General features: G+C 44.8%; 20 protein-coding genes. 13 read left to right on the top strand and 7 right to left on the bottom strand.

Features of this window, described 5'->3' with window-relative positions; all coding sequences use genetic code 11:
• Positions 1-78 precede the first annotated feature (78 nt).
• A complete protein-coding gene (locus F551_RS0108645) occupies positions 79-1,527 on the bottom strand; it encodes an NAD(P)-dependent oxidoreductase (protein ID WP_018997102.1) in 1,449 nt (482 codons plus the stop codon).
• Between the two features lie 292 nt (positions 1,528-1,819).
• Here F551_RS0108645 and F551_RS0108640 point away from each other — a divergent pair, with 292 nt between their 5' ends.
• Positions 1,820-2,668, top strand: a complete 849-nt coding sequence (locus tag F551_RS0108640; RefSeq protein ID WP_018997101.1) for an undecaprenyl-diphosphate phosphatase — start codon at positions 1,820-1,822, stop codon at positions 2,666-2,668.
• A 37-nt stretch (positions 2,669-2,705) separates the two neighbouring features.
• Positions 2,706-3,764, top strand: coding sequence for an ankyrin repeat domain-containing protein (locus tag F551_RS0108635; protein WP_018997100.1), 1,059 nt, complete (start codon positions 2,706-2,708; stop codon positions 3,762-3,764).
• A 73-nt stretch (positions 3,765-3,837) separates the two neighbouring features.
• Here F551_RS0108635 and F551_RS0108630 read toward each other — a convergent pair whose 3' ends face one another.
• From F551_RS0108630 to F551_RS0108610, 5 genes are all read right to left on the bottom strand, one after another.
• Entirely contained in the window at positions 3,838-4,842 is a 1,005-nt protein-coding gene (locus F551_RS0108630; protein WP_018997099.1) for a complex I NDUFA9 subunit family protein, read from the bottom strand.
• A gap of 102 nt (positions 4,843-4,944) precedes the next feature.
• Positions 4,945-6,120: an OpgC family protein gene (locus F551_RS0108625; protein ID WP_018997098.1), complete on the bottom strand. Its 1,176-nt coding sequence runs from the start codon at positions 6,118-6,120 to the stop codon at positions 4,945-4,947.
• On the bottom strand, positions 6,113-7,927 hold the full coding sequence (mdoH, locus tag F551_RS16550; protein ID WP_018997097.1) for a glucans biosynthesis glucosyltransferase MdoH: 1,815 nt from the start codon (positions 7,925-7,927) through the stop codon (positions 6,113-6,115). Before mdoH ends, F551_RS0108625 begins: the two co-directional genes overlap by 8 nt.
• Positions 7,928-8,006: 79 nt before the next feature.
• A complete protein-coding gene (locus tag F551_RS17440) occupies positions 8,007-8,165 on the bottom strand; it encodes a hypothetical protein (RefSeq protein WP_018997096.1) in 159 nt (52 codons plus the stop codon).
• Positions 8,146-9,753 carry a glucan biosynthesis protein gene (locus tag F551_RS0108610; RefSeq protein ID WP_018997095.1) on the bottom strand — a complete coding sequence of 536 codons (1,608 nt, stop codon included), beginning with the start codon at positions 9,751-9,753 and terminating at the stop codon, positions 8,146-8,148. Before F551_RS0108610 ends, F551_RS17440 begins: the two co-directional genes overlap by 20 nt.
• A gap of 547 nt (positions 9,754-10,300) precedes the next feature.
• Here F551_RS0108610 and F551_RS0108605 point away from each other — a divergent pair.
• From F551_RS0108605 to F551_RS0108555, 11 genes are all read left to right on the top strand, one after another.
• Entirely contained in the window at positions 10,301-11,416 is a 1,116-nt protein-coding gene (locus F551_RS0108605) for a LacI family DNA-binding transcriptional regulator (RefSeq protein ID WP_018997094.1), read from the top strand.
• 144 nt (positions 11,417-11,560) lie between these two features.
• Entirely contained in the window at positions 11,561-12,175 is a 615-nt protein-coding gene (locus tag F551_RS0108600; RefSeq protein ID WP_018997093.1) for a ribonuclease D, read from the top strand.
• Positions 12,176-12,264: 89 nt separating this feature from the next.
• Entirely contained in the window at positions 12,265-12,906 is a 642-nt protein-coding gene (gene lptC, locus F551_RS0108595) for an LPS export ABC transporter periplasmic protein LptC (protein ID WP_155825879.1), read from the top strand.
• Between the two features lie 47 nt (positions 12,907-12,953).
• The gene (gene lptA / locus F551_RS0108590; RefSeq protein ID WP_018997091.1) at positions 12,954-13,490 is read left to right on the top strand and encodes a lipopolysaccharide transport periplasmic protein LptA; all 537 of its coding nucleotides are present in this window, start codon (positions 12,954-12,956) and stop codon (positions 13,488-13,490) included.
• A gap of 64 nt (positions 13,491-13,554) precedes the next feature.
• Entirely contained in the window at positions 13,555-14,325 is a 771-nt protein-coding gene (lptB, locus tag F551_RS0108585) for an LPS export ABC transporter ATP-binding protein (protein WP_018997090.1), read from the top strand.
• 9 nt (positions 14,326-14,334) lie between these two features.
• Positions 14,335-15,846 (top strand): RNA polymerase factor sigma-54, encoded by a 1,512-nt coding sequence (rpoN, locus tag F551_RS0108580; RefSeq protein ID WP_018997089.1) that lies wholly within the window; start codon positions 14,335-14,337, stop codon positions 15,844-15,846.
• A 135-nt stretch (positions 15,847-15,981) separates the two neighbouring features.
• Positions 15,982-16,557 (top strand): ribosome hibernation-promoting factor, HPF/YfiA family, encoded by a 576-nt coding sequence (hpf, locus tag F551_RS0108575; RefSeq protein WP_018997088.1) that lies wholly within the window; start codon positions 15,982-15,984, stop codon positions 16,555-16,557.
• 59 nt (positions 16,558-16,616) lie between these two features.
• On the top strand, positions 16,617-17,090 hold the full coding sequence (locus F551_RS0108570; RefSeq protein WP_018997087.1) for a PTS sugar transporter subunit IIA: 474 nt from the start codon (positions 16,617-16,619) through the stop codon (positions 17,088-17,090).
• A 130-nt stretch (positions 17,091-17,220) separates the two neighbouring features.
• Positions 17,221-18,006 (top strand): hypothetical protein, encoded by a 786-nt coding sequence (locus F551_RS0108565; protein WP_018997086.1) that lies wholly within the window; start codon positions 17,221-17,223, stop codon positions 18,004-18,006.
• A gap of 85 nt (positions 18,007-18,091) precedes the next feature.
• Positions 18,092-19,195 carry a histidinol-phosphate transaminase gene (gene hisC / locus F551_RS0108560; protein ID WP_018997085.1) on the top strand — a complete coding sequence of 368 codons (1,104 nt, stop codon included), beginning with the start codon at positions 18,092-18,094 and terminating at the stop codon, positions 19,193-19,195.
• Positions 19,192-20,148: a prephenate/arogenate dehydrogenase family protein gene (locus tag F551_RS0108555; RefSeq protein ID WP_018997084.1), complete on the top strand. Its 957-nt coding sequence runs from the start codon at positions 19,192-19,194 to the stop codon at positions 20,146-20,148. Before hisC ends, F551_RS0108555 begins: the two co-directional genes overlap by 4 nt.
• Here the strand turns inward: F551_RS0108555 and F551_RS0108550 are convergent, their stop codons facing one another.
• Positions 20,149-21,168 (bottom strand): DUF2125 domain-containing protein, encoded by a 1,020-nt coding sequence (locus F551_RS0108550; RefSeq protein WP_018997083.1) that lies wholly within the window; start codon positions 21,166-21,168, stop codon positions 20,149-20,151.
• Position 21,169: the final 1 nt, after the last annotated feature.

Genomic DNA, 21,169 nt, shown 5'->3' with positions numbered 1-21,169 from the left:
TTTACCTTATTAGGTAGGAGAAGAAAGATAATCTTCCCCAAAAAATCTTGTGCAATAGCGAGTTGTTTAAACTCGATTTTATTCGGCTGCGACTTTCTCTGACGCGGCATTACTCTTCATGTATTTGTGCATGTGTTCTGCTGCATCACGTCCGTCTTTTACGGCCCAAACAACCAGTGAAGCACCGCGCATGATGTCACCAGCTGCAAATACGCCGTCTAGAGAAGTCATTAGATTTGAGTGGCTCACTTTTAATGCGCCCCAACGGTTCACAGTTAGAGCATCTTCGTTGAAGAGTTTTGGCAAATCTTCAGGGCTGAAGCCAAGAGCTTTGATCACCATGTCGGCTTTAACTTCATATTCTGAATCTTCGATTGGCTCAGGTGAACGGCGGCCAGAAGCATCGGCAAGTCCAAGTTTCATGCGAAGAGCTTTTACAGCTTTTACGCCACCAGTTTTCTTTTCAACGACTTCTTTAGGTGCTGAAAGCCAGTCGAACTTAACACCTTCTTCTTCAGCATTTTGTACTTCTCTCTGAGAACCAGGCATGTTTTCGCGGTCGCGGCGATACATACAGGTCACGGCCTTAGCACCCTGACGGATTGCGGTACGAACACAGTCCATAGCTGTATCACCACCACCAATTACAACAACGCGTTTACCTTCGGCATTTAACTCGCCGCTTTCAAAACGTTCGACCTTATCACCGAGGTTTAATTTGTTGGACGTGATCAGAAAATCCAGAGCAGGGTAGACACCGTCTGCATCTTCACCGGGCATTCCAAGTTCACGTGCTTTATAAACACCCGTGGCGATTAGGATTGAATCATGCTTTTGGCGCAATTCCTGAATTGTGATGTCTTCACCAACATTCGTGTTGTAGACAAATTCGACACCTGAATCTTTTAAGTATTGTTCGCGGCGAAGAACGATTTCTTTTTCTAGCTTGAAGCCGGGAATTCCATAGATAAGTAGACCACCCGCACGATCATAGCGGTCATAAACTGTAACTTGATACCCATAGCGGCGTAACTGTTCTGCTGCTGCAAATCCAGCAGGGCCTGCACCAATAATTCCAACAGATTGTTCGCGCTCTTTTGGCGGCTTCACAGGTGAAACCCAACCATTTTCAAATGCTGTATCGGTGATATATTTTTCTACAGAACCGATAGTCACTGTACCATGACCGGATTGTTCAATTGTACAGCTACCTTCACACAGTCTGTCTTGTGGACAGATACGGCCACAGATTTCAGGCATGTTGTTTGTAGAAGAAGACAATTGATACGCTTCTTCCAAACGACCCTCAGCAGTTAGCTTGAGCCAATCTGGGATATTGTTGCCAAGCGGACAGTGTTGCTGACAAAAAGGAACACCACATTGTGAACAACGAGACGATTGCTCTTCTGCTTTCGCATCAATGTATTCAGAGTAAATCTCGTGGAAGTCTTTTTTGCGAGCTTTTGCGTCACGTTTTTTAGGCATCTCTTTATCGAGTGAGATGAATTTTAGCATTTTCTCAGACATGACGAGCTTCTTTTTATCGGTTTTATTGCGGGAGGAGTGTCATAATGCGAAGAAAACAGGGCTGCAAGTGGCAAATTGAATTAATTGGAACCATATGGATCATATAACTTGCCTTTTTGGAAGAATTTCGAGCTAGATGAAAATCGTTCTCAAAAATATATATCTCATATGGTGCATATCTGGGGTTTGGCTTACAAATTGCAGTTCATCAAGCTGTAATAATTGCAAACTATTAGACATGTTCTGTGTTACGAGTTTGCATATTCGTAGAGTTTAAAGGCTAAATAACAACATGTCCTATTTGCAATTGGCTTTGATCGCTTTGGTTCAAGGTATTACCGAGTGGTTGCCTATTTCTTCATCAGCTCATGTGCTGCTGGCAGCAGACTATTTCGGGCTTGAAGGTCCGGAAGAATTGTTGATCAATGCAATGGCGCATTTGGGGACATTGTTTGCGATCCTGATCTATTTTTGGCGTGATTTTGTAAAGGCTAGCATTGGAGGTGTGGAGCTTTTCGCTTCTCCTATGTCGAAAAAGCCGCTTTCCGATGGGGCGCATCTGGCTCTGATGATCATCGTGGCAACGCCACTCGCACTTGGAATTGCTGCTGGTTGGGAAATCTTAGCCAGCGATGCGATGAAGGACAGTATGCGCAATGCATATGTTGTAGCGGGATCAACAATTTTCTTTGGTGCACTTTTATGGTGGGCGGATGCCAAAGGTAAAACGCATCGCACAGAAAAAGATATGTCGATTAAGGATGCTTTCTTGATTGGTTTGACACAATGTGTTGCAGCGTTAATCCCGGGCACTAGCCGTTCTGGGATCACAATGACAGCTTCCCGGGCCCTTGGTTTTAGCCGCGAAGAAGCCGCGCGTTTTTCGATGCTGATCGGAGCACCTATGCTTGCGGCTGTGGGATTATATGCATTCCTTGAATTATCCCAAGCGGGCGGGAATACAGGCGATGCAACGTTGATGGACGGGCTTTATGTGGCTGCGCTGTCTTTTGTGTCGGGTATCGTATCTATTGCAGCATTGATGGCAATCTTGAAGCGTATGAGCTTCTTGCCATTCGTGATTTACCGCTTCGCACTCGGCGGCCTATTGTTGTTCATGGCACCACATATTGTGGGGTAGAGAGACTGTTAACGGCAACATCAGGTAAAGAAGTTTTATGACACCAGACGAATTTTACGCCAAGCAAAAGCAAGCCAAATTGGACCGAATTAGTCAATTGATTGGTAATCGAGCAAACTTAGATTTGAAAGATTCTACATTAAATGATTATCCAGTTTTTGTTGCTATAAAACTTGATTTAGTCGAGAGTTTGAAAGCACTAATTTTAGCTGGTGCAAATGTGAATTTGGTTGATGAAGAAAGAGGTGGATTTCCTCTATTTATTGCAACTGAAAATAGTCGAGTAGAGTGTATAGATTTACTGTTGTCAGCTGGTGCCGACATTAGAATGAAAAATTCTATGAATGGAAAATCTCCTTTGCAGTCGATCTCGGGTCCTCACTTATTTGAATGTATGCGTTCATTAATTAATGCGGGCGCTGAAGTAAATTTGACGAATCTAAACGGGCAACTTCCACCTTTATCGATAGCAGCGCATTCCGGAAATGTTGAAGCGGTGCATTTGCTTCTACGTGCAGGTGCGGACGTAAATTTCTATGATCCTGAAGATCAATTCTCGGCAGTTCATATTGCAGCTGAAGCTGGGTTTGTCGATTGTTTGCGCGCTTTAATAGAAGCAGGTGCAGATGTTAATTGTGGAGAGGAAAATAACGGCACTTATCCAATACAGTTAGCAATTGACTGGGGGCATTTGGAATGCGTGAAGATATTGATAGATGCTGGTGCTAAGTTGAATTTTGAATCAAATGCACAACCACCACCTATGATAGGTGCGGCAATGGCAGGCAATTATGAGTGTTTAAAGCTCCTTCTTGAAGCCGGAGCGCATGTAAATTTTGTCGATTCATTGTTTCGCTGGTATCCTCTTTTACAGGCGGCAGGCAATGGTCACTATGAGTGTGTTAGGTTGCTGATTTTATCAGGCGCGAACGTAAATATTCGCAATGCACCTAATTTATTGGAGCATTGTTTGAATGTTTTGCATGCTTCTCAATATGAAGAGATGTCAATCAGGATGAAGAATTGTATTAAAATCATTATGGAAGCTGGAGCGAAACTTCCTGATGGCACGATTCCAGACTTGAATAATGTTTAACTCAATATTGTAATACGTTGTTGTCTACATCAGGTTTGTATTGGTTGACGAAGCATCTTTTATAGGGGAGGCGTTAAACATCCACGCGCGAAACATCATCTTTCTCTTTGACGTGGAATTGGCCGTATTCTCTGTGTCGCCATAAATAGTTTGGAACGATGGCTTCAATTGTTTCTAGCTCGGTGATACCAAGTTCTGAGATCGTTCCAAAATTTTGATCTGTTTCCAGCCCAACTATATTGTCAGATTTAAGCAAGTAGACCTGATCGCGTGTCAGAGGTGGTGCGTGGAATGGCCATAGTTTGAACAGGCCAGCAAATAGCAACCCTTTGAATTCTGCTAAGAAGAACGGGATAGACATCAAGACGCGTTTGCGGTCAGTTTGTTCGCCGATGAATTCCAGCAATTCTTTGAATGTATATGTTTTGGGACCGCCAATTTCATATGTGCGGCCTTGTGCAGCTGGATTGTTCAAAGAAGCAACAACTGCATCCGCTAAATCACCAACAAATATCGGCTGAAACTGTGTTTTGCCTCCACCTATAAGTGGGAGGAATGGCAAGAATTTGGACAGGCTAGCAAATTTATTGAAGAACTCATCTTCTGGGCCGAATACAAGCGAAGGACGTAGTATTGTGGCCGAGGGAATTTGGTCTAAAACAGCTTTTTCAGCTTCAGCTTTTGTGCGGGCATAATTGGCTTGGCTGGTAATATTGGCACCAATCGCAGACATTTGAATGAATTGAGTGATACCAGCTTCAGCGGCGTATTTTGCAATATTTGCAGCACCTAAAGCTTGCGTGCCGTTAAATGTGTTTTTGCCGGATTGATACAAGAGACCAACAAGATTGAGGACAGCATCTGCACCTTCTAACGCGCGAACAATGGAAGGGCGATTTCTAACATTAGCTTGGATGATTTGTACTTGGCCGACTTCAGGGCCTACTCGCATGTCACCAGCATTCATTGGATTACGTACAGCTACGCGGACTCTCCAGCCGGCATTACAAAGCGCTCGAACAGCATAACGTCCAATAAAACCTGAACCGCCAAATACCGTGATAAGCTTGCCTGACATGCCATTTCCGCCTGTGTGAATCACTGTTTATACGAATATACACACAAAATGGATTAACAGAAGCCAATCGCTATCAGGGTTTAAGCTAGATAGTTTGCTGAGTTAGGCGATAAGTCCATTTGGGGATTTGGCAGTTGTCGGAGAGTTTCTTTTCTTATTCTTGCTGGCAAAAATAGCGACCTGATATTGTATCCAAATGCCAAGACTAAACAGGATGGCATCCATCCAGAATGTAGGCGGTACGATGGAACGGAAGCATTGTAGAAATATGGATAAAACTGTGCCGACGGCGAACACGGGTAGTCCATGCTTGCCCATCAGTTCCAAGCCATCCCAAAGACGTGTAGCTCCCAACCAACTGGGCCATTTGGTGAAGATGACTAGATAAGCCAACGACAAGACATGAAGCAGGCGAGGCAAGGAGAGGTAAGCTTTATTGAAGTCTTTCATAATGGTGGGCAGGTGGTCGTTAAACGGTAATGCACCCATGCGCTGATTGATCCAATAAAAAGCAAAAATTGCGTAGGCCAAAGCTAAGCCGTAGAGGATGGGGTTGAATGAAGTAAAGGCTTTGCCTGTACGTGCACCCATGCCGCCAAGTAGTCCGATAACGAATATGAATTGCCATGCAAACGGATTTAAAAACCATCGTCCATTATGCGGCCAGTTTGGCATATTGATATAAATGCGTTCGTAAAACAGGGCGTGCAACGCATACCAAACCAAGCCAGATATAAGCAAAAGAGCCCACTTATTTTTGGTGGCAATCCACATAAATCCAGGGGCCATCAATAGCAACATCATATACAGCGGCAATATGTTTACATAGCCGATCTGATAGGTGAGCAACGCGACACCGATAGAAGCACGCGCAGGATCCTCGATAAGTGGTTTTAACGAGACTGCACGTATCATGCGTTCAGCATCGAAAACACTTATGGACACAGCCAAAATAACAAAACATGCTGCGACCACGAGTAAGTGTGACCAATACAGCTTGAAGGCACGTTCCCACATTTTCTTTAAGCCGACAAAGTTTTCGCCGCGCAGAAATGTTCCTGTGTAAGCAAGGCCGACAGCAATGCCTGACATTAGCACAAAGGCCTCTGCAGCGTCTGAAAATCCCCAATTGCGAGACGTGTAGTGCTCAAAAGCATTTCCGGGGACGTGGTTGATAAAAATAGTGAGGACGGCAAATCCTCTAAAAATGTCTAGTCGCCTATCTCTCTTTGCAGGAGGTGGTTGTACCCTGTCATTTGTATCAGACTGGCTAGACATGAGTGGCTGAGCCTAAATCAGAGTTATCAATCGTGGTAGAGGTGTTTTCCGTTTCAGGAATGATTGGCGCATTCCGCCATTCATTCAAGATTTTCTTTTGCAATTGCAGTACATTGGAAGGAGCATACTCCATGGGAGTCCAAAATGCTCCGAAGAATGCTGCTAATGTACCGCTCGTGCGCGTTGAAGAGAGTGTGATCAAAACTGGTGCAAGGATTTGCGGTAAAGCAATAGGCATAAACCAGTAAATCAATTGGGGAGCGACATACCAAACGGCGCTCATAATTATGATGCCTGTGAGCGATATCCACCATGATGCCAAGAAGCTTTCCTTTAAGCCCACTGTATTTGCTTCGCGATTAGATGATGGCCAGCCACCATCACGGCCTGATACAATTTCAATGAAGGCACGCGTTTGAAACATGAGCATTATTGGGGCAAAGATAGATGACCATATAATCTCGATTAATGTGCTCCAGAGTGCTGTGAGAGTACCGCCAAAGCTTTTGTTTTCTCTTGTTAGAAGGCCGCGCAAGGTGATCAGGAATTTGGGGCCGATTAGCAATACGATCACCCCAATAATCAAAGCGAAAGCTTGTGTTTCAGCAGAAACGGGGAAGACCGGTCTTTGGCCAGGAACAGGGAAATAATTCGTCGTTGTTTCAACAAGTGTTGGTGCAATGATGGAAGCGATGATGAACAACGCCCATATTGGAGATGCAAGGTAAGACATGATCCCTTGAGCGAAGGTAAAACGACACCAAGTGGTGAGGCCAGGAGCGCTCACGAGCCTTACATGTTGCAAATTACCCTGACACCATCGACGGTCTCGTTTGGCAAAATCGATGATGTTTTCAGGACCTTCTTCATAAGATCCTTCAACTTCTGGATCGACTATGACTTTCCAGCCAGCGCGGGATAGAAGGGCCGCTTCGACATAATCATGGCTAAGGATGTGTCCGCCAAAAGGAGGCTTTCCTTTCAGGGCTGGAAGACCGCAACTTGTGGCGAAAGCATGTGTACGAACAATAGCATTGTGGCCCCAGAATGGACCTTCGGTTCCTTGTGTACTGGCAAGCCCGCGCGCAAATGAAGGGGAAAAATAATTGGCCGCAAATTGAATGGACCGTCCAAACCATGTGCGAGCACAGATGACTTTGGGAAGAGTTTGAAAGAGACCGATGTGCTTATCTTCTTCCATACGCTCAACCATTTGCAGGAGTGTGTCACCCTCCATTAGGCTGTCTGCATCTAGAATGATGAGATATTCATATGCGCCGCCCGAGGTGCGAATGAAGTCTTCAATGTTACCGGCTTTTTTGCCTTCATTGTTTTCGCGGCGACGGTAGAAAATATTGCATTTCTGGCCATATTCTTCGGAAAGTCGGTCAAACCATTCTTCCTCTGTTGAAATGGCATCCGGAGTGTTTGAGTCTGATAATACAGCAAAATCAAAGTGCTGTCCGGAATTGGTGGAAGCCAAAGATTCAACCATTGCGGCGATATGAGAAAAGGTTTTGGAGGGCTCTTCATTATACACCGGAACCAAAACCGCAGTTCGATGATTTGGATTTATAGGTTTGCCAGACGATTTAACTGGTGCTGCAGGTTTTGGGGCTAGCAAGCCGCCCAATGCCATTGAGCCACCCCAGGCAATCCATGCAGATGAAATGCCGAGTAAGGCAATCCTGACGTAATCAAGCCAATCCTTGCCATCTGCAAAGAACACTTCCGCTGACAAGCGCGTGGCCGTCAGCGCGATGACTAATGCATAAGCAATTGATATGAAACGACTGATGAATAGCATAAGGCAACCTGTGAACTTCTTGCCTTACGATTTGGCGTTAGACTTGTTGAGAAGTTAGACGTCTTTAACTCTCATATATTTACTTTGTCGCCAAACGTCCAGCGAAGGGCAATAATGTCGTTGTACGGCGTTCGCGACGGCGCTCAAGAGATTGAGCTGGCATAGCCATTGGCGCATTGGGGAGGCCGCGCATAGATGATTTTGAACCTGAAGAAAGTTTATTCGTGACGTTTTTCATCGCCTGATCTCCATTGATATAGCCAGACTTCTGAGAGCCTTTTTTCCCCATTTTTCAAATAAGCATTGAGTTCCATGGGAGCTTGAGAGTTTGGTTGTGCGTCAACGACTAAGCGCCAGACATTGCTATCGCCAATGCGAGACAATGAAGTGCTTACGAGGTCACCGCGACTAATATTGATGACTGATTTTACATCGCTGCCTTCTGGAAGGGCGCTCAGATAGCCACCTTCAAAGTCGACAACGAATTTACGAAGTTTAGTAATTCCAGCTGTTCCAGAGACACCGCCCATGCCACCACGAAGTCCGATGACTTGGGCATAGTTTTCTGTGTACTCTTCTATCTCTTGCTCGGGACGTTCAACGTCTCCCCAGCTAAGGCGATAGGCATATTCACGACTTTCACCAGCTTTGGGTGCTACAGCAGGTGTCCAGAAGGCAACAATATTGTCGTTAATTTCAAGGTCTGTCGGGATCTCAACCAGAGAAACATGCCCTTTACCCCAATCACCAATTGGTTCAACTAACAAAGATGGTCGACGTTCATAGTGGGCTTCTGCATCTTGATACATATCAAAATTGCGATTGCGCTGCATGAGACCAAAAGCTTTGGGGTTAGTTTCAGCAAAGTAAGAATTGGCGAGCTTTTGAGGATTGTTCAGATTGCGCCAAAGGACATCGCCATTTTCGCGGATAATTTTAAGGCCGTCGCTGTCGTGAACCCGGCCACGGTAATCATCAAAGCGGTGATTAGTGTCCGAATACAGATACATGCTTGTAAGAGGAGCAACCCCCAAGCGGGCCACATCGTTTCGAAAGTATAGACGGGCTGTGACATCCATTACGGTGTCTGGCCCGGGAGTGATAACAAATTTAAAGGCACCTGTTAGGGACTTGCTATCCATTGCCGCATAGACAGTGACATCTTGTGCATCAGGTTTTGGTGTTTCAATGTAAAAATCTGTAAAACGTGGAAACTCTTCACCAGATTTAGTTGCTGTGTTTACAGCAAGACCGCGCGCTGAGAGGCCGTAAAGGCTACCCTGACCAAGAGCGCGGAAATAGCTTGCACCAATAAAAGAAACGAGCTCGTCTTTGTATTCGTCTGTGTTTAGAGGGTAGGCTAGGCGGAAACCTGCAACACCCGGCATTGTGAAGTCTTCAAAATCCGTTGGGTTCAGAGGCGGACGGTAGATGAAGTCATCTGATGTAAAACCAACCGGCTTCACTTTTTTGTTTGAAATCTCGTAAAGACGTACCGTTTCCCAGAATATGCCACCCAAATGGAAAGCTTGCATTTCAAAAGGTGTTTGATCTTTCCAGTATGCACGCTCTGGATTGTGACGAATAGCGCGGTGTTCGTCATATGTCATGCTGCTGAGTTTTTCAGGCAGTTCATCGCGGGAAGGAGCTTGGTAAGGGGCCTGAGCGCGCGACTCCATGACTTGAGATAACAGATCAAAAGTAAAAGGAGCATCCGCAGGAGCAATGATTTTCTGCGCGCCAGCAGGAGCAGAACTTGCAGGCAAGCACGCTGAAAAAGAGATCAAAATCCAAGCTAGGATAATTTTGATAGTTGGGCGCGTCATTAAGATTCTGTTAACCTTCAGGATACTTTGGAGCTGTTTAATTGTTTGCGGCGAGAGCCAGTTTGAAAAAAAATTGCTGAGTTTTGGGGAACTATCCGAGGATATAATATCAAGTGACTTTTCGGGACGAAGTGGTGCACCAATCTGATGCTCTACTTTGAGTCCTGAGTTTAGCTATTGTCATCATGAAAATAGCGAAGAAACTCTGAAATATTATCTGCCTCCTATTAACGTTAATTGTCTAATGCAGGATTTTTGAAAAAATTTCATGTGAAAAATCAGTAAGCTGGCGATAGAACTTAATCTAAATTTGGTAACCTACGCTTATTATTGAAGATTCTTGTCATCATGAAAGTTTTGTTAGTATTGATATCAGGGTATTTATTGATAGAAATTGCTATGTCAGAGGCTTGATGAGCTGGGAATGAATGTAATTTCTGTAATGTATAGAGAGCGTTATTAGCCATTTATTCTTATTGTTGATGGAATGCATGGCATTTTGTGATTGAACAGAATCGTTTAGGTTGTGAATTGGGCGATTTCGTCGGTGAAATTGTCTGTAGACGACTGTGTTGTTTGGATTTGTGAGGGAAAATTTTTGGCATCTGATCGGTCACGTTCAAACTCTATAACGCTGTCTGATGTCGCGAAGGATGCTGGCGTTTCACCTATGACGGTTTCCCGCGTTATCAATGGTGAGACGAGTGTACGTGAATCAACCCGAAAATCTGTTCAGGAATCTATTCGTAAGCTGAATTATCGTCCTAATATTGGTGCAAGGCGTTTGGCTGGCGCTAAGGTTGCTCGTATTTGTCTTTTATATGGGAACCCTTCCAGTTCTTATCTTGGTGAATTGCTGGTGGGCGCGGTTGAGAAGGCTGGTCATTTGGGGCACCAGCTTGTTGTTATACGCGCAAGTGAAGATCTCTCTGCAGAAATGTTGGCGGAACAATATCGCACACAATGGGATGGAATTATATTGCCATCGCCAATGGGTGATGAAGCTGCAACGCGAGACGTAATAGCGAAAGAAAAAATACCTGCCGTATTTACAACAGGTAGCGTAGGCAAACGTAAAAAGAACAAAGCCAATATGTTTGAGCTTGGTATTGATAATCGCGCAGCGGCGAAGGCGATTACAGAAAAACTGATTGAATTGGGCCACTCGAGAATTGGTTTTATAAAAGGACGAAAAGATCAAGCGGGGACTTCTTTGCGTTACAAAGGGTTTTGTGACGCGATGGAGGCGGCCAATTTGGAAGTAAATCCATTGATGGTGGAGCAGGGTGATTTTACATATTTGTCTGGAATGCAAGCCGCCGAACGTATGCTAACATTTGATCCACGTCCAACCGCTATTTTTGCAGCTAATGATGACATGGCGGCGGGGGTTATCGGAGCAGGGTCTCGCCAGGGGCTAATTCTTCCGGGAGATCTTTCTGTTGCTGGATTTGATGATTCGCCAATAGCAACAAGTATTTGGCCTAATTTAACGACAATTCACCAACCGGTTTCTGAGATTGGTGCTTGCGCTGTTGAAATTTTGGATGAGATGATTTTTCCGAAGGAAGAGAAATCAAAACTGTCCCAAAAAGGTCATCAATGGTTGGAATACACATTGATCGAACGTGCATCTACCTCTTCACCAAACAGATTCAGCTAATCTGATATAGAAGTGTGTGATTTTTACAGTGTTTTTGCCTGATTGTGTGATCTCTAGGTTTATTGGGAACTAGACTATGGTCAAACAATGATTATCTAAGTTAGATGCGTGTTGTATAATGTAATATATGGTGAAGGACACAAGATGGCGATCAAATATCACGATGGTGATCTTCCAGACGGATTGAAATTGGGTAACATCATTGCGGTTGATACAGAAGCAATGGGGCTGGAGTTACACCGTGATCAATTGTGTGTTGTTCAATTATCTGATGGATCAGGCGATGAGCATGTCGTGAAATTGAACCGTCAGACATTTGATTGTCCAAATTTAAAAAAATTGATGTCTGCTCCTGACATTCTTAAGATTTTTCACTTTGCACGTTTTGATGTGGCCATGATGAAAAAGTGGCTGGGCATCGAGTGTGCTCCAATTTTCTGTACTAAGATCGCTTCCAAACTCGTTCGCACTTATACAGACCGTCATGGATTGAAAGATGTCACTAGAGAGTTGGTTGGGGCAGATATGTCCAAGGCTCAACAATCTTCTGATTGGGGCGCTGATGAACTAAGCGACGCGCAGCTAGCCTATGCTGCATCAGATGTTCTTTATCTTCATGAAATTCGTGAAAAGCTAATTGTTATGTTGGAGCGTGAGGGACGTATGGAATTGGCGCAGGCGTGTTTTGATTTCTTACCGAAACGAGCTGAGTTGGATCTCGCTGGATGGCCAGAAACAGATATTTTTGCACACAGTTAATTAAACTGTACTTTTAAACACAGTAGAGACATCGTTTTGTCTTTAAGTTGTGAAATGTTGAATTCTAACGATCTTTTTTGGGGCCTATATTGAGCACAATCGCACAAAATAAGATGGATTTATGGGAGCCGCGCCGCGTTACTACATTGGCGCAGGCGCGCTTTCGCTCCAGTCTTGTCGGGCTTTTACGTATGCTCTTTATGGCTGGCATTGCGATATCTGCGGGATGGTTGATTGGACCTGTCATTGTGCATGGCTTCACTTCAGGTAATGCGACTGCAACTAGTCCAGTGAGTGGAGTCACTATGCTGAACCCACGGTTCACTGGACGTGATTACAACGGAAACGCTTTTGTATTGATTGCAGGTACGGCGCAAAGACGCCTCGATGAGTTGGAGGTTGTGGACCTACAAGATCCCATTTTGGACGATGGATTGGGCGGACAGGTGCGTGCAAAAACAGGTGTGTATGACCGCGGAAAGCAAATGCTCACATTGACTGAAGAAGTTCACTTTGTTGATGCAGAAGATCACGAGATACGTACTCAAGAAGCAACTGTCTACATCACAGAGAACAGAGTGGTGGGGGATGTATCCTTGCGTGGGACAGGCCCGCTAGGTGAGTTTCGAGCCGACAAGTATGAAGTTCTTGATGGTGGAAAACGCACAGTGTTGACTGGAAATGTTTGGACATTGATTGAGAATGTCTCTTCCGAGGAGGAGAATAACTGATATGGTAGAGTTAAATGCTTTTGTTAGCAGTCAAAAGGAATTTCAGTATGTTTAAATTCAAAGATACGGCTCTTGCGTTGATTGCAACAATGGTATTGGCAAGTCCATCTGCTCACGCTCAATTGGGTAATGATCGCGGACCAATAGAAATTACAGCCGACCGTTTTGAATTGGATGATGTGAAACATGAAGCCATTTATTATGGAAATGTGGATGTGATTCAGGGGCAATCGCGCATTCGTGCAAATGAAGTCGTTGTGAGCTATTGGAGCAAGGAAAGTCAGCAACAATTGGGTGCTGCTGCGACAGGCTCAATCGGTGCGCTCAAAGAAATTCGTGCAAATGGCGAAGTTTATTACATTACACCAGCGGAAAAGGTTAAGGCTGATCGTGGTGTTTATGTCGCTGCAAAAGAGCGAATTACGCTTTCTGGCAATGTATTAGTGACAAATGCTGAAGGTGTAATTGCGGGGGCGCATCTAGTGATAGATATTCCAAAAGGGCGGTATAATATGGATGGCGGCGGTGTTGGTGGCCGCGTAACATCTGTATTTGAAACGGTAAGTGAGCCGCCTATCCAATAGATTAATGATGTCTACAAAGATTTGTAGGCAAGTTCTAACCTGATTTTAATGGTGTTGAGTTCTAATGACCGAACAGACGATTATTCAATCGAATACTGATGGGGAAGAAGGCGGGGGTGGCCTTCAGGCACTAAACATTGCGAAGTCCTTTAAAGGACGGAGTGTTGTTAAAGACGTTTCTCTTTCTCTTCAGCGCGGTGAAATAGTCGGACTGTTAGGGCCGAACGGGGCGGGTAAAACCACCTGTTTCTATATGATTATGGGACTCATTGCTGTGGACAACGGACGAGTGGAAATTGATGGAGAGGATGTGACTGCGTTGCCTATGTATCAACGTGCACGTCTTGGCGTCGGTTACCTGCCCCAGGAAAATTCTATTTTCCGAGGTATGACTGTTGAACAAAACATCATGAGTGTTGCTGAGTTGACTGAAAAATCCAAAGACAAACGCCAGGAATTGGTGGAATCGTTGATGGATGAATTGAATGTCTCTCATCTTAGAGATCAGAGTGCTAATTCTCTTTCCGGTGGTGAACGTCGCCGTGTTGAGATTGCAAGGGCGCTCGCTTCCCGGCCAAGTTTTATTTTGTTGGACGAACCCTTCGCTGGGATCGACCCGTTAGCGGTGTCTGATATTTCAGATTTGGTACGGTATTTAAAACAACGCGGTTTAGGCGTGTTGATTACTGATCACCAAGTACGCGAAATGCTTGATATTGTTGACCGCGCCTCCATTATTTATGAAGGTGAAGTACTCTTTGAAGGACAGCCAGAAGAAATTCTAGCCAACGAAGATGTGCGACGGGTCTATCTTGGGGATCGGTTCGCGGCCTAGGAGGCGCGTATGGCGATTTCACAACGTTTGCAAATGCGTCAGGGCCAATCATTGGTCATGACACCTCAATTGCAGCAAGCAATCAAATTGCTGCAATTATCAAATATCGAACTCGCCGAGTATGTCGAAGCAGAGATTGAAAAAAACCCGCTAATCACAAAGAGCGATGGTTCAGAAGATGCGATGCCAAAAACAGAAGCATCTGAATCAACATCAGCCAGTGAGTTGGATTTAGGTGCGGGTGAAGCTCAGAACAATTTAGACGCGCCCAAAGAAGATGCTTATGAAGCTGACAGTCCGTCAGAGCAAATTCGCAGTGAAGCTGGAAGTGCATCACTAAGCGGTCCATCATCTTCCATGGATTGGTCTGGAACGGGAAAAGGCGGCGGTAGTAGCTTTGGTGATGATTATGATTTTGAAAGCAATCTTTGCGAAGAAGTCACACTGCGCTCGCACCTAGAAGATCAGTTGAAAATGTCTGGTATATCCAGTGTTGATCAATTTGTTGCACAACGTTTGATCGATGAATTGGATGAAGTTGGATACATGCGGACTGATCCAACTGAAATTGCACAAGTATTAGGAACAGATGTTGAGCACATCGAACGTGTACTTGGTGTTTGTCAGGGTTTTGAGCCGACGGGTGTTTTTGCTCGAAGTTTAGAAGATTGTTTGATTCTGCAATTGAAGGAAAAAAATCGCTTTGACCCAGCTATGGGAGCGATGATTGAAAACCTACAATTGGTGGCAAAAGGAAATTTAAAAGCGCTAGCTGAAGTTTGCGGTGTTGATCGTGAAGATTTATCAGAAATGCTTTCCGAATTACGCGCTTTATCGCCGCGCCCCGCTGCGGGATATGCAGGTGATGCCGCCCCGACAGTTGTACCAGATGTTTTTGTACGTGAACTTGCAAATGGTATGTTTGCGGTTGAGTTAAATTCGGACACTTTACCGAAAGTCCTGCTTGATCGGTCCTATTATGCTGAAGTGTCTAATGTGACACGGACCGAAGACGAGAAAGAGTTTGTCTCAGAATGTCATGCGAGTGCGAACTGGTTGATCAAAAGTCTTGATCAACGTGCGCGTACCATATTGAAAGTGTCACAAGAGATTATTCGTCAACAAGATGGTTTCTTTGTACGTGGTGTTCAGGCGCTTAGACCATTGAATCTAAAAGCAGTTGCTGATGCTGTCGATATGCACGAGTCCACAATTTCTCGTGTTACATCAAATAAATTTATGTCTACACCGCGCGGTGTATTTGAGCTAAAATACTTCTTTTCAGCTTCAATTCCAGCCCTTCGTGGTGGCGAAGCACATTCGGCAGAAGCTGTTCGATATCGTATCAAATCCATGATCGATGACGAAGCACCGGATGCTGTTTTATCAGATGATCAGATAGTTGAACGTCTACGCGCGCATGGAATCGACATTGCAAGACGTACAGTTGCTAAATATCGGGAATCTTTGCGAATTCCCTCATCAGTTGAGCGTCGTAGGGCCTTGGCCCGCTCGGCATAATGTGCTTCACTGATTGAACTGAGACGGGTCTGGCCGTCTTCGCCGTAGATTTGTCGCGGCGCATGATGGCTTTCAGCCTCAGGGGTGTCTGACGGTTCTCGTCAGACTTGTTTTTCTCATAATTGGAGACCCTACATGCAAATTGAAATCGCTGGAAAACAAATCAACTTGGGTGATGCTCTGAAAGAGCATATTACATCTGGTATTGAAGGAAGCGTATCAAAATATTTCGACCGTGCTGGTGAAGCTGCTGTGTTTGTATCAAAGCCAAGCCGTGATTTTGAGGTCGATTGTTCTGTGCACTTACCCTCCGGTGTTACATTGCAGGCTCACGGTGAGGGTGCTGATGCGCACATCGCTTTTGAAGCCGCTCTAGAAAAAATTGAAAAACGCGTTCGTCGGTATCACAGGCGACTAAAAGATCATCACAGGAATAATAAGGATTCTTTGCCTGCTGAGGCTGTGATGGAGCGTGTTATTGCTTCTCAGGATGACGAAGTTGATGACACAGCTGAACTTGGAAATGCGCCTGCCATTATCGCAGAAACAGATACTAAACTTAAAACCATGACTGTTTCTATGGCAGTTATGCAACTGGAATTGACTGATTCCCCGGCAATAATGTTTAGAAATGCATCTCATGGATCTTTAAACATGGTATTTCGTCGTCCAGATGGAAATGTAGGGTGGGTTGATCCCGGAGACGCTTAGGGATATCTGGTAGCCAATCGGCTATGTATTTCGATAGTAATTGACGAGAATTATACTTTATGACTGACGTTCTGGACCTGCTTCGTCCCGAAACTATTGCGCCGCGCGCAAAATGGGGAAGCAGAAAGCTCGTTATTTCCGAGTTATCAGACATCGTGGCCAAACAAGTTGGTTTGGATGGAAACGATATTTTTAACGCGGTAATGGAAAGAGAACGTCTTGGTTCAACTGGTGTGGGCGAAGGGGTGGCAATCCCTCACGCCCGCATTGATGGATTGGAGAAGCCTATTGGGGCGTTTGCGCGCCTTGAAGAAGCTGTTGATTTCGAAGCGATTGATGAACGCGATTGCGATTTGATATTCTTGATTTTGGCACCAAAAGAATCTGGTGTTGATCATTTAAGAGCACTTGCAAAAGTGTCTCGTATTATGCGTCAGGAAAGATTGCGGGAGGATTTGCGTAAAGCTCATTCTGTTGACGCAGTTTTGGAAGTTTTCGCGCCAACTTCTCAATCAGAAGAAACCGTTGCATAGCTATTTCGAGCAATGATTATTCGTTAAAACTAACTTTGCAGCAGAGCTTATGAATTGCGTTGTTGGAAATTTGCTCAAGCGTGTTTAAGTTAGCGCCCAGTTTACCGCTAATTGAGGTTGGATCTGGGGAATGAACGAAGAATTTATTAGAGCTGAAATTGAATCTGCTGATAAAGCTCTCAATGAAGCGTTCATTCGACGTTTGCGGGCTATATCGGCCCTTAAAGAAGCCAAACAAGTCAATGATAATGAAATATCGGCTGATCTTGCTGCTGATGCTGCGTTGATAAGGCGGTTGATAGAGCAGGCACCTGAAGATGTTTCAATTGATTCAGTCGCTCGTTTCTGTCGTGCATTCATAGGTGAATGTGTCGTGTATCAAGGTGTAAAAGCAGTGCGTTATGCAGGTGGTGATCCTACGCGGCTTGTTGCAGCTGCCAGAGGTTTCTTTGGGTATGCCGCGAATCTAACGCAGGCCACGGACCCTAGAGAGGCGCTGGAAGGCGTTGCTGAGGAGGCTGGGGTTGTTGCTTGTTTGCCTTGGCCTGAGCTGGCTGGTGGAGGGCAATGGTGGCCCATGATGAATGAAAGTCGTTTTTCAGGGCTTAAAATTCTATCTGGTTGGCCAAACCTGCCGGGTGAAAATGCTCAGCCATTGGAAACTGCTATTGTAGCCCGAAAAGAGCTCTCTCCATCTGGTGCGGATGACATGTATGCTATTGCCCATGATGATATTCATGATGCAAACCGAATCTTGCGTATGGTGGAAATGCCGGGTGAGGTGGTCTCTAGAGTACGGTCATTGGCGCTCATAAAACTGGCCGGATATATCACAGAAGACGATTCTCGACTTGAAGAGGCACGTAAGGCTGGGTTAGACGGTTTACAGATTATTGGCGTATTGCCTCGCCCATAGGGTAGATGACCCCCATAGACCCGAAAATAGACAGGTATCATTTCATGCTAGGTGGGATGATACTCAAGTTGTGAAAGCCTATAGAATGACACAGAAATCGCGTCCTCAGCCCTTGCCGCAAGTTATGGAAATATCACCCTACGTTCCCGGGCATGCACCGACGGTTTCTGGACAAAAGGTTTTCAAGCTGTCGGCAAATGAAAATCCATTAGGTGCATCTCCTGCGGCACGTCAGGCAGTAGAAGATGTTTCTCACAATCTTGAAACTTACCCAGACGGAGATGCAGCAGCTTTAAGAGTTGCAATTGCTGAAAGATATGGATTGGATGCCAAACGCATCATCATTGGTGCTGGTTCGGATGAAATTTTTCAAATGCTGGGTCGCGCCTATTTGGAAAAGGGCGATGAGATCGTTCAATCTACGCATGGGTTTTTGGTTTATTCTTTGGTAGCGCAGCAGTCTGGGACCGTGACGATTAGTGCACCGGAAAAACAATTGCACACGGATGTAGATGCGATTTTGGACTGCGTCACCGATAAAACAAAGATTGTTTTCATTGCGAATCCAAACAATCCAACAGGTACATATATTTCATTCGATGAAGTGCGTCGTTTGCACGCTGGTTTGCCATCAAATGTATTACTTGTGCTGGATTGCGCGTATGCAGAGTATGTCAAATCAAATGACTACGCATCTGGTATCGAGCTAGTGTCTGAATTTGAAAACGTTATAATGACACGTACGTTCTCCAAGATATACGGGCTTGCAGCGTTGCGTCTCGGTTGGGCATATGCGCCTGCTCACGTCATTGATGCGCTACATCGTGTACGTGGTCCATTTAATGTGTCTGAAACGGCGCAGCGTGCTGGAATTGCGGCTATTCAAGACCAAGCTTTCATTGATAAATCTATTGAACACAATGATGTGCAAAGAGAACGTTTGACCTTAGGTCTAGAAAAATTGGGTTTAGATCCAGTTCCGAGCGTCGCAAATTTTGTGTTAGCGCGTTTTCCAAAAGAATTGGGTAAATCTGCGGCTGAAGCAGCTAAATATCTAGATGCAAATGGTGTATCTGTGCGGGGAATGACAGCGTATAAACTGCCGCATTGTCTGCGTATTTCGGTGGGTTCTGCAGAAGGTATTGATGCGGTGCTGTCCAACCTCGAAGCCTTTATGGGGCAGTCATGATTGAGCCAGTAGAAACACCAGTTTTTGATACTGTTACAATTCTAGGAGCTGGTCTTATCGGCTCTTCGATTGCTCGGGCATGTCAAGTGAGTGAAGCAGCTAAAACAGTACGTATATACGATGCTAACACTGATGTGAGAGCGCGCGCAGGCAAGATAAATCTTGGAGATGTGTGCGAGACTGTAGAGCAGGCCTGTGATGGTGCTGATCTGGTTATCTTGTGCACGCCAGTGGGAATGATTGAAACAGCGGCTAAAGCTGCGGCACCTTATTTGAAGCGCGGAGCGATTCTGTCGGACGTAGGATCGGTAAAAGCTAGTGCTCTAAAAGATATGCAAGATGCTGCGCCTGAGAATGTGCACGTTATCGCTGGGCACCCAATTGCGGGAACTGAACATTCAGGCCCTGATGCTGGATTTGCACAATTGTTTTCGGGCCGCTGGTGTATTCTTACGCCTCTTGAGGGGCAGAATGAAGCATACAATGAGAATGTGAGTAAGCTATCCAAATTTTGGGAAGCGTTTGGATCAACTGTCGAGTTGATGACAGCTAAACGTCATGATCTTGTTCTGGCTATCACAAGTCACTTACCTCACCTTATCGCTTATAATATTTGTGTGACAGCTGAAGATATGGAGCAGGTGACCGAAGGAGAGGTGGTAAAGTTTTCTGCTGGTGGTTTCAGGGACTTTACCCGTATTGCTGCATCAGATCCAACCATGTGGCGTGATGTGTTTTTGAACAACAAAGAAGCTGTTTTGGAGACGTTGGGTCGTTTTAGCGAAGACTTAGCAGCTCTTCAGCGCGCTATTCGGTGGTCTGATGGCGATCAGTTATTCGATCTGTTCACGCGTGCGCGGTCTATTCGCAAGTCTATTATTGAAGCTGGACAAGATACAGCTGCACCAAATTTTGGACGACGTAATTTGGAAGATGACAGTCCAGCTGAATAATTAGTAGATAGGTTCTAAGTCAGCAATCTTTTGATTTAAAAATTTAGCCTGTCCGTCTGAAAACTGAATGGGCATAAAAGTTTCTTCATTATTGAAGGTTGCCTTAGCTGCCATTAAAGCCATTTGCGATTGTTCATTAAACAATGGTGATCCGGACATTGCATTTTCCAGTGCTTGGACATCATCAAGACGCAGGCTTAGTTCACCCTTTAGCATGTTATTGTAATCGAGGCTCAACTTTTTTGTTTTCAGCTTAAGGTCCAGCGTGCCCCATTTTATCTGCGTGAGAGGGGAGATGATTTGAGGGTTTTCCATGGAAGCAAACGTAGGGAAGTCTTCATAATCTGGCAGCTTCATCCCTTTTTTAATAACAATTGGGGCGCTAACAGGCCCCACATCTGTTCCTAAAAACTCTACGTCTGGAAGAGGTGTTGGTAATTGCAGAAAATCAAAGCCAACTAAAATTCGCATGTCATTTTGATCTTCGGGCATTGGAGCTATATGCAAATTAGGCTTGTCCAATCTTGTAGTTTGATTGTTTTCATCTGTTGCAATCAGGGAATTGGCGACGATGGAAATTTGATTCACATCGCCTTTTTTTAGTTTTAGAGAAGCTTTGAGCCCATCTGTATCCGCTGTGATTGTGCCCAATTTTGATGTTGTCAGAGAATGGTTGCCAGGTGCGAACCCAATGTAATGGCTGAAATTATAGCTCTGCATAACCAGTTGTACTTTTTCAGCCTGCCAACTCCATTGATTTTCAGGCGCTATGACAGACGGTTTTTCAATGTCGACAATAAAACGGTAAGGATACCCCGAAATTTTTATGGGATAATGTTCGACCTGATATCCAACTTTTCTTTGATCCTCAATTGACTTTAGGACAACTTTTTTTACTTCTTTTGAAGCAATGAACCAATAAGCACTATAGGCTGTTACGGCTAAAATAATCACAATAAATAAAGTGATATAGGCTTTTTTCTTACCAGTTGTCTTCTGCATCCCATCGTTTGAAAACATA

Source organism: Hirschia maritima DSM 19733, assembly GCF_000378345.1.
GTDB lineage: Bacteria > Pseudomonadota > Alphaproteobacteria > Caulobacterales > Hyphomonadaceae > Hirschia > Hirschia maritima.
This window is presented reverse-complemented; position numbering and strand designations above follow the sequence as displayed.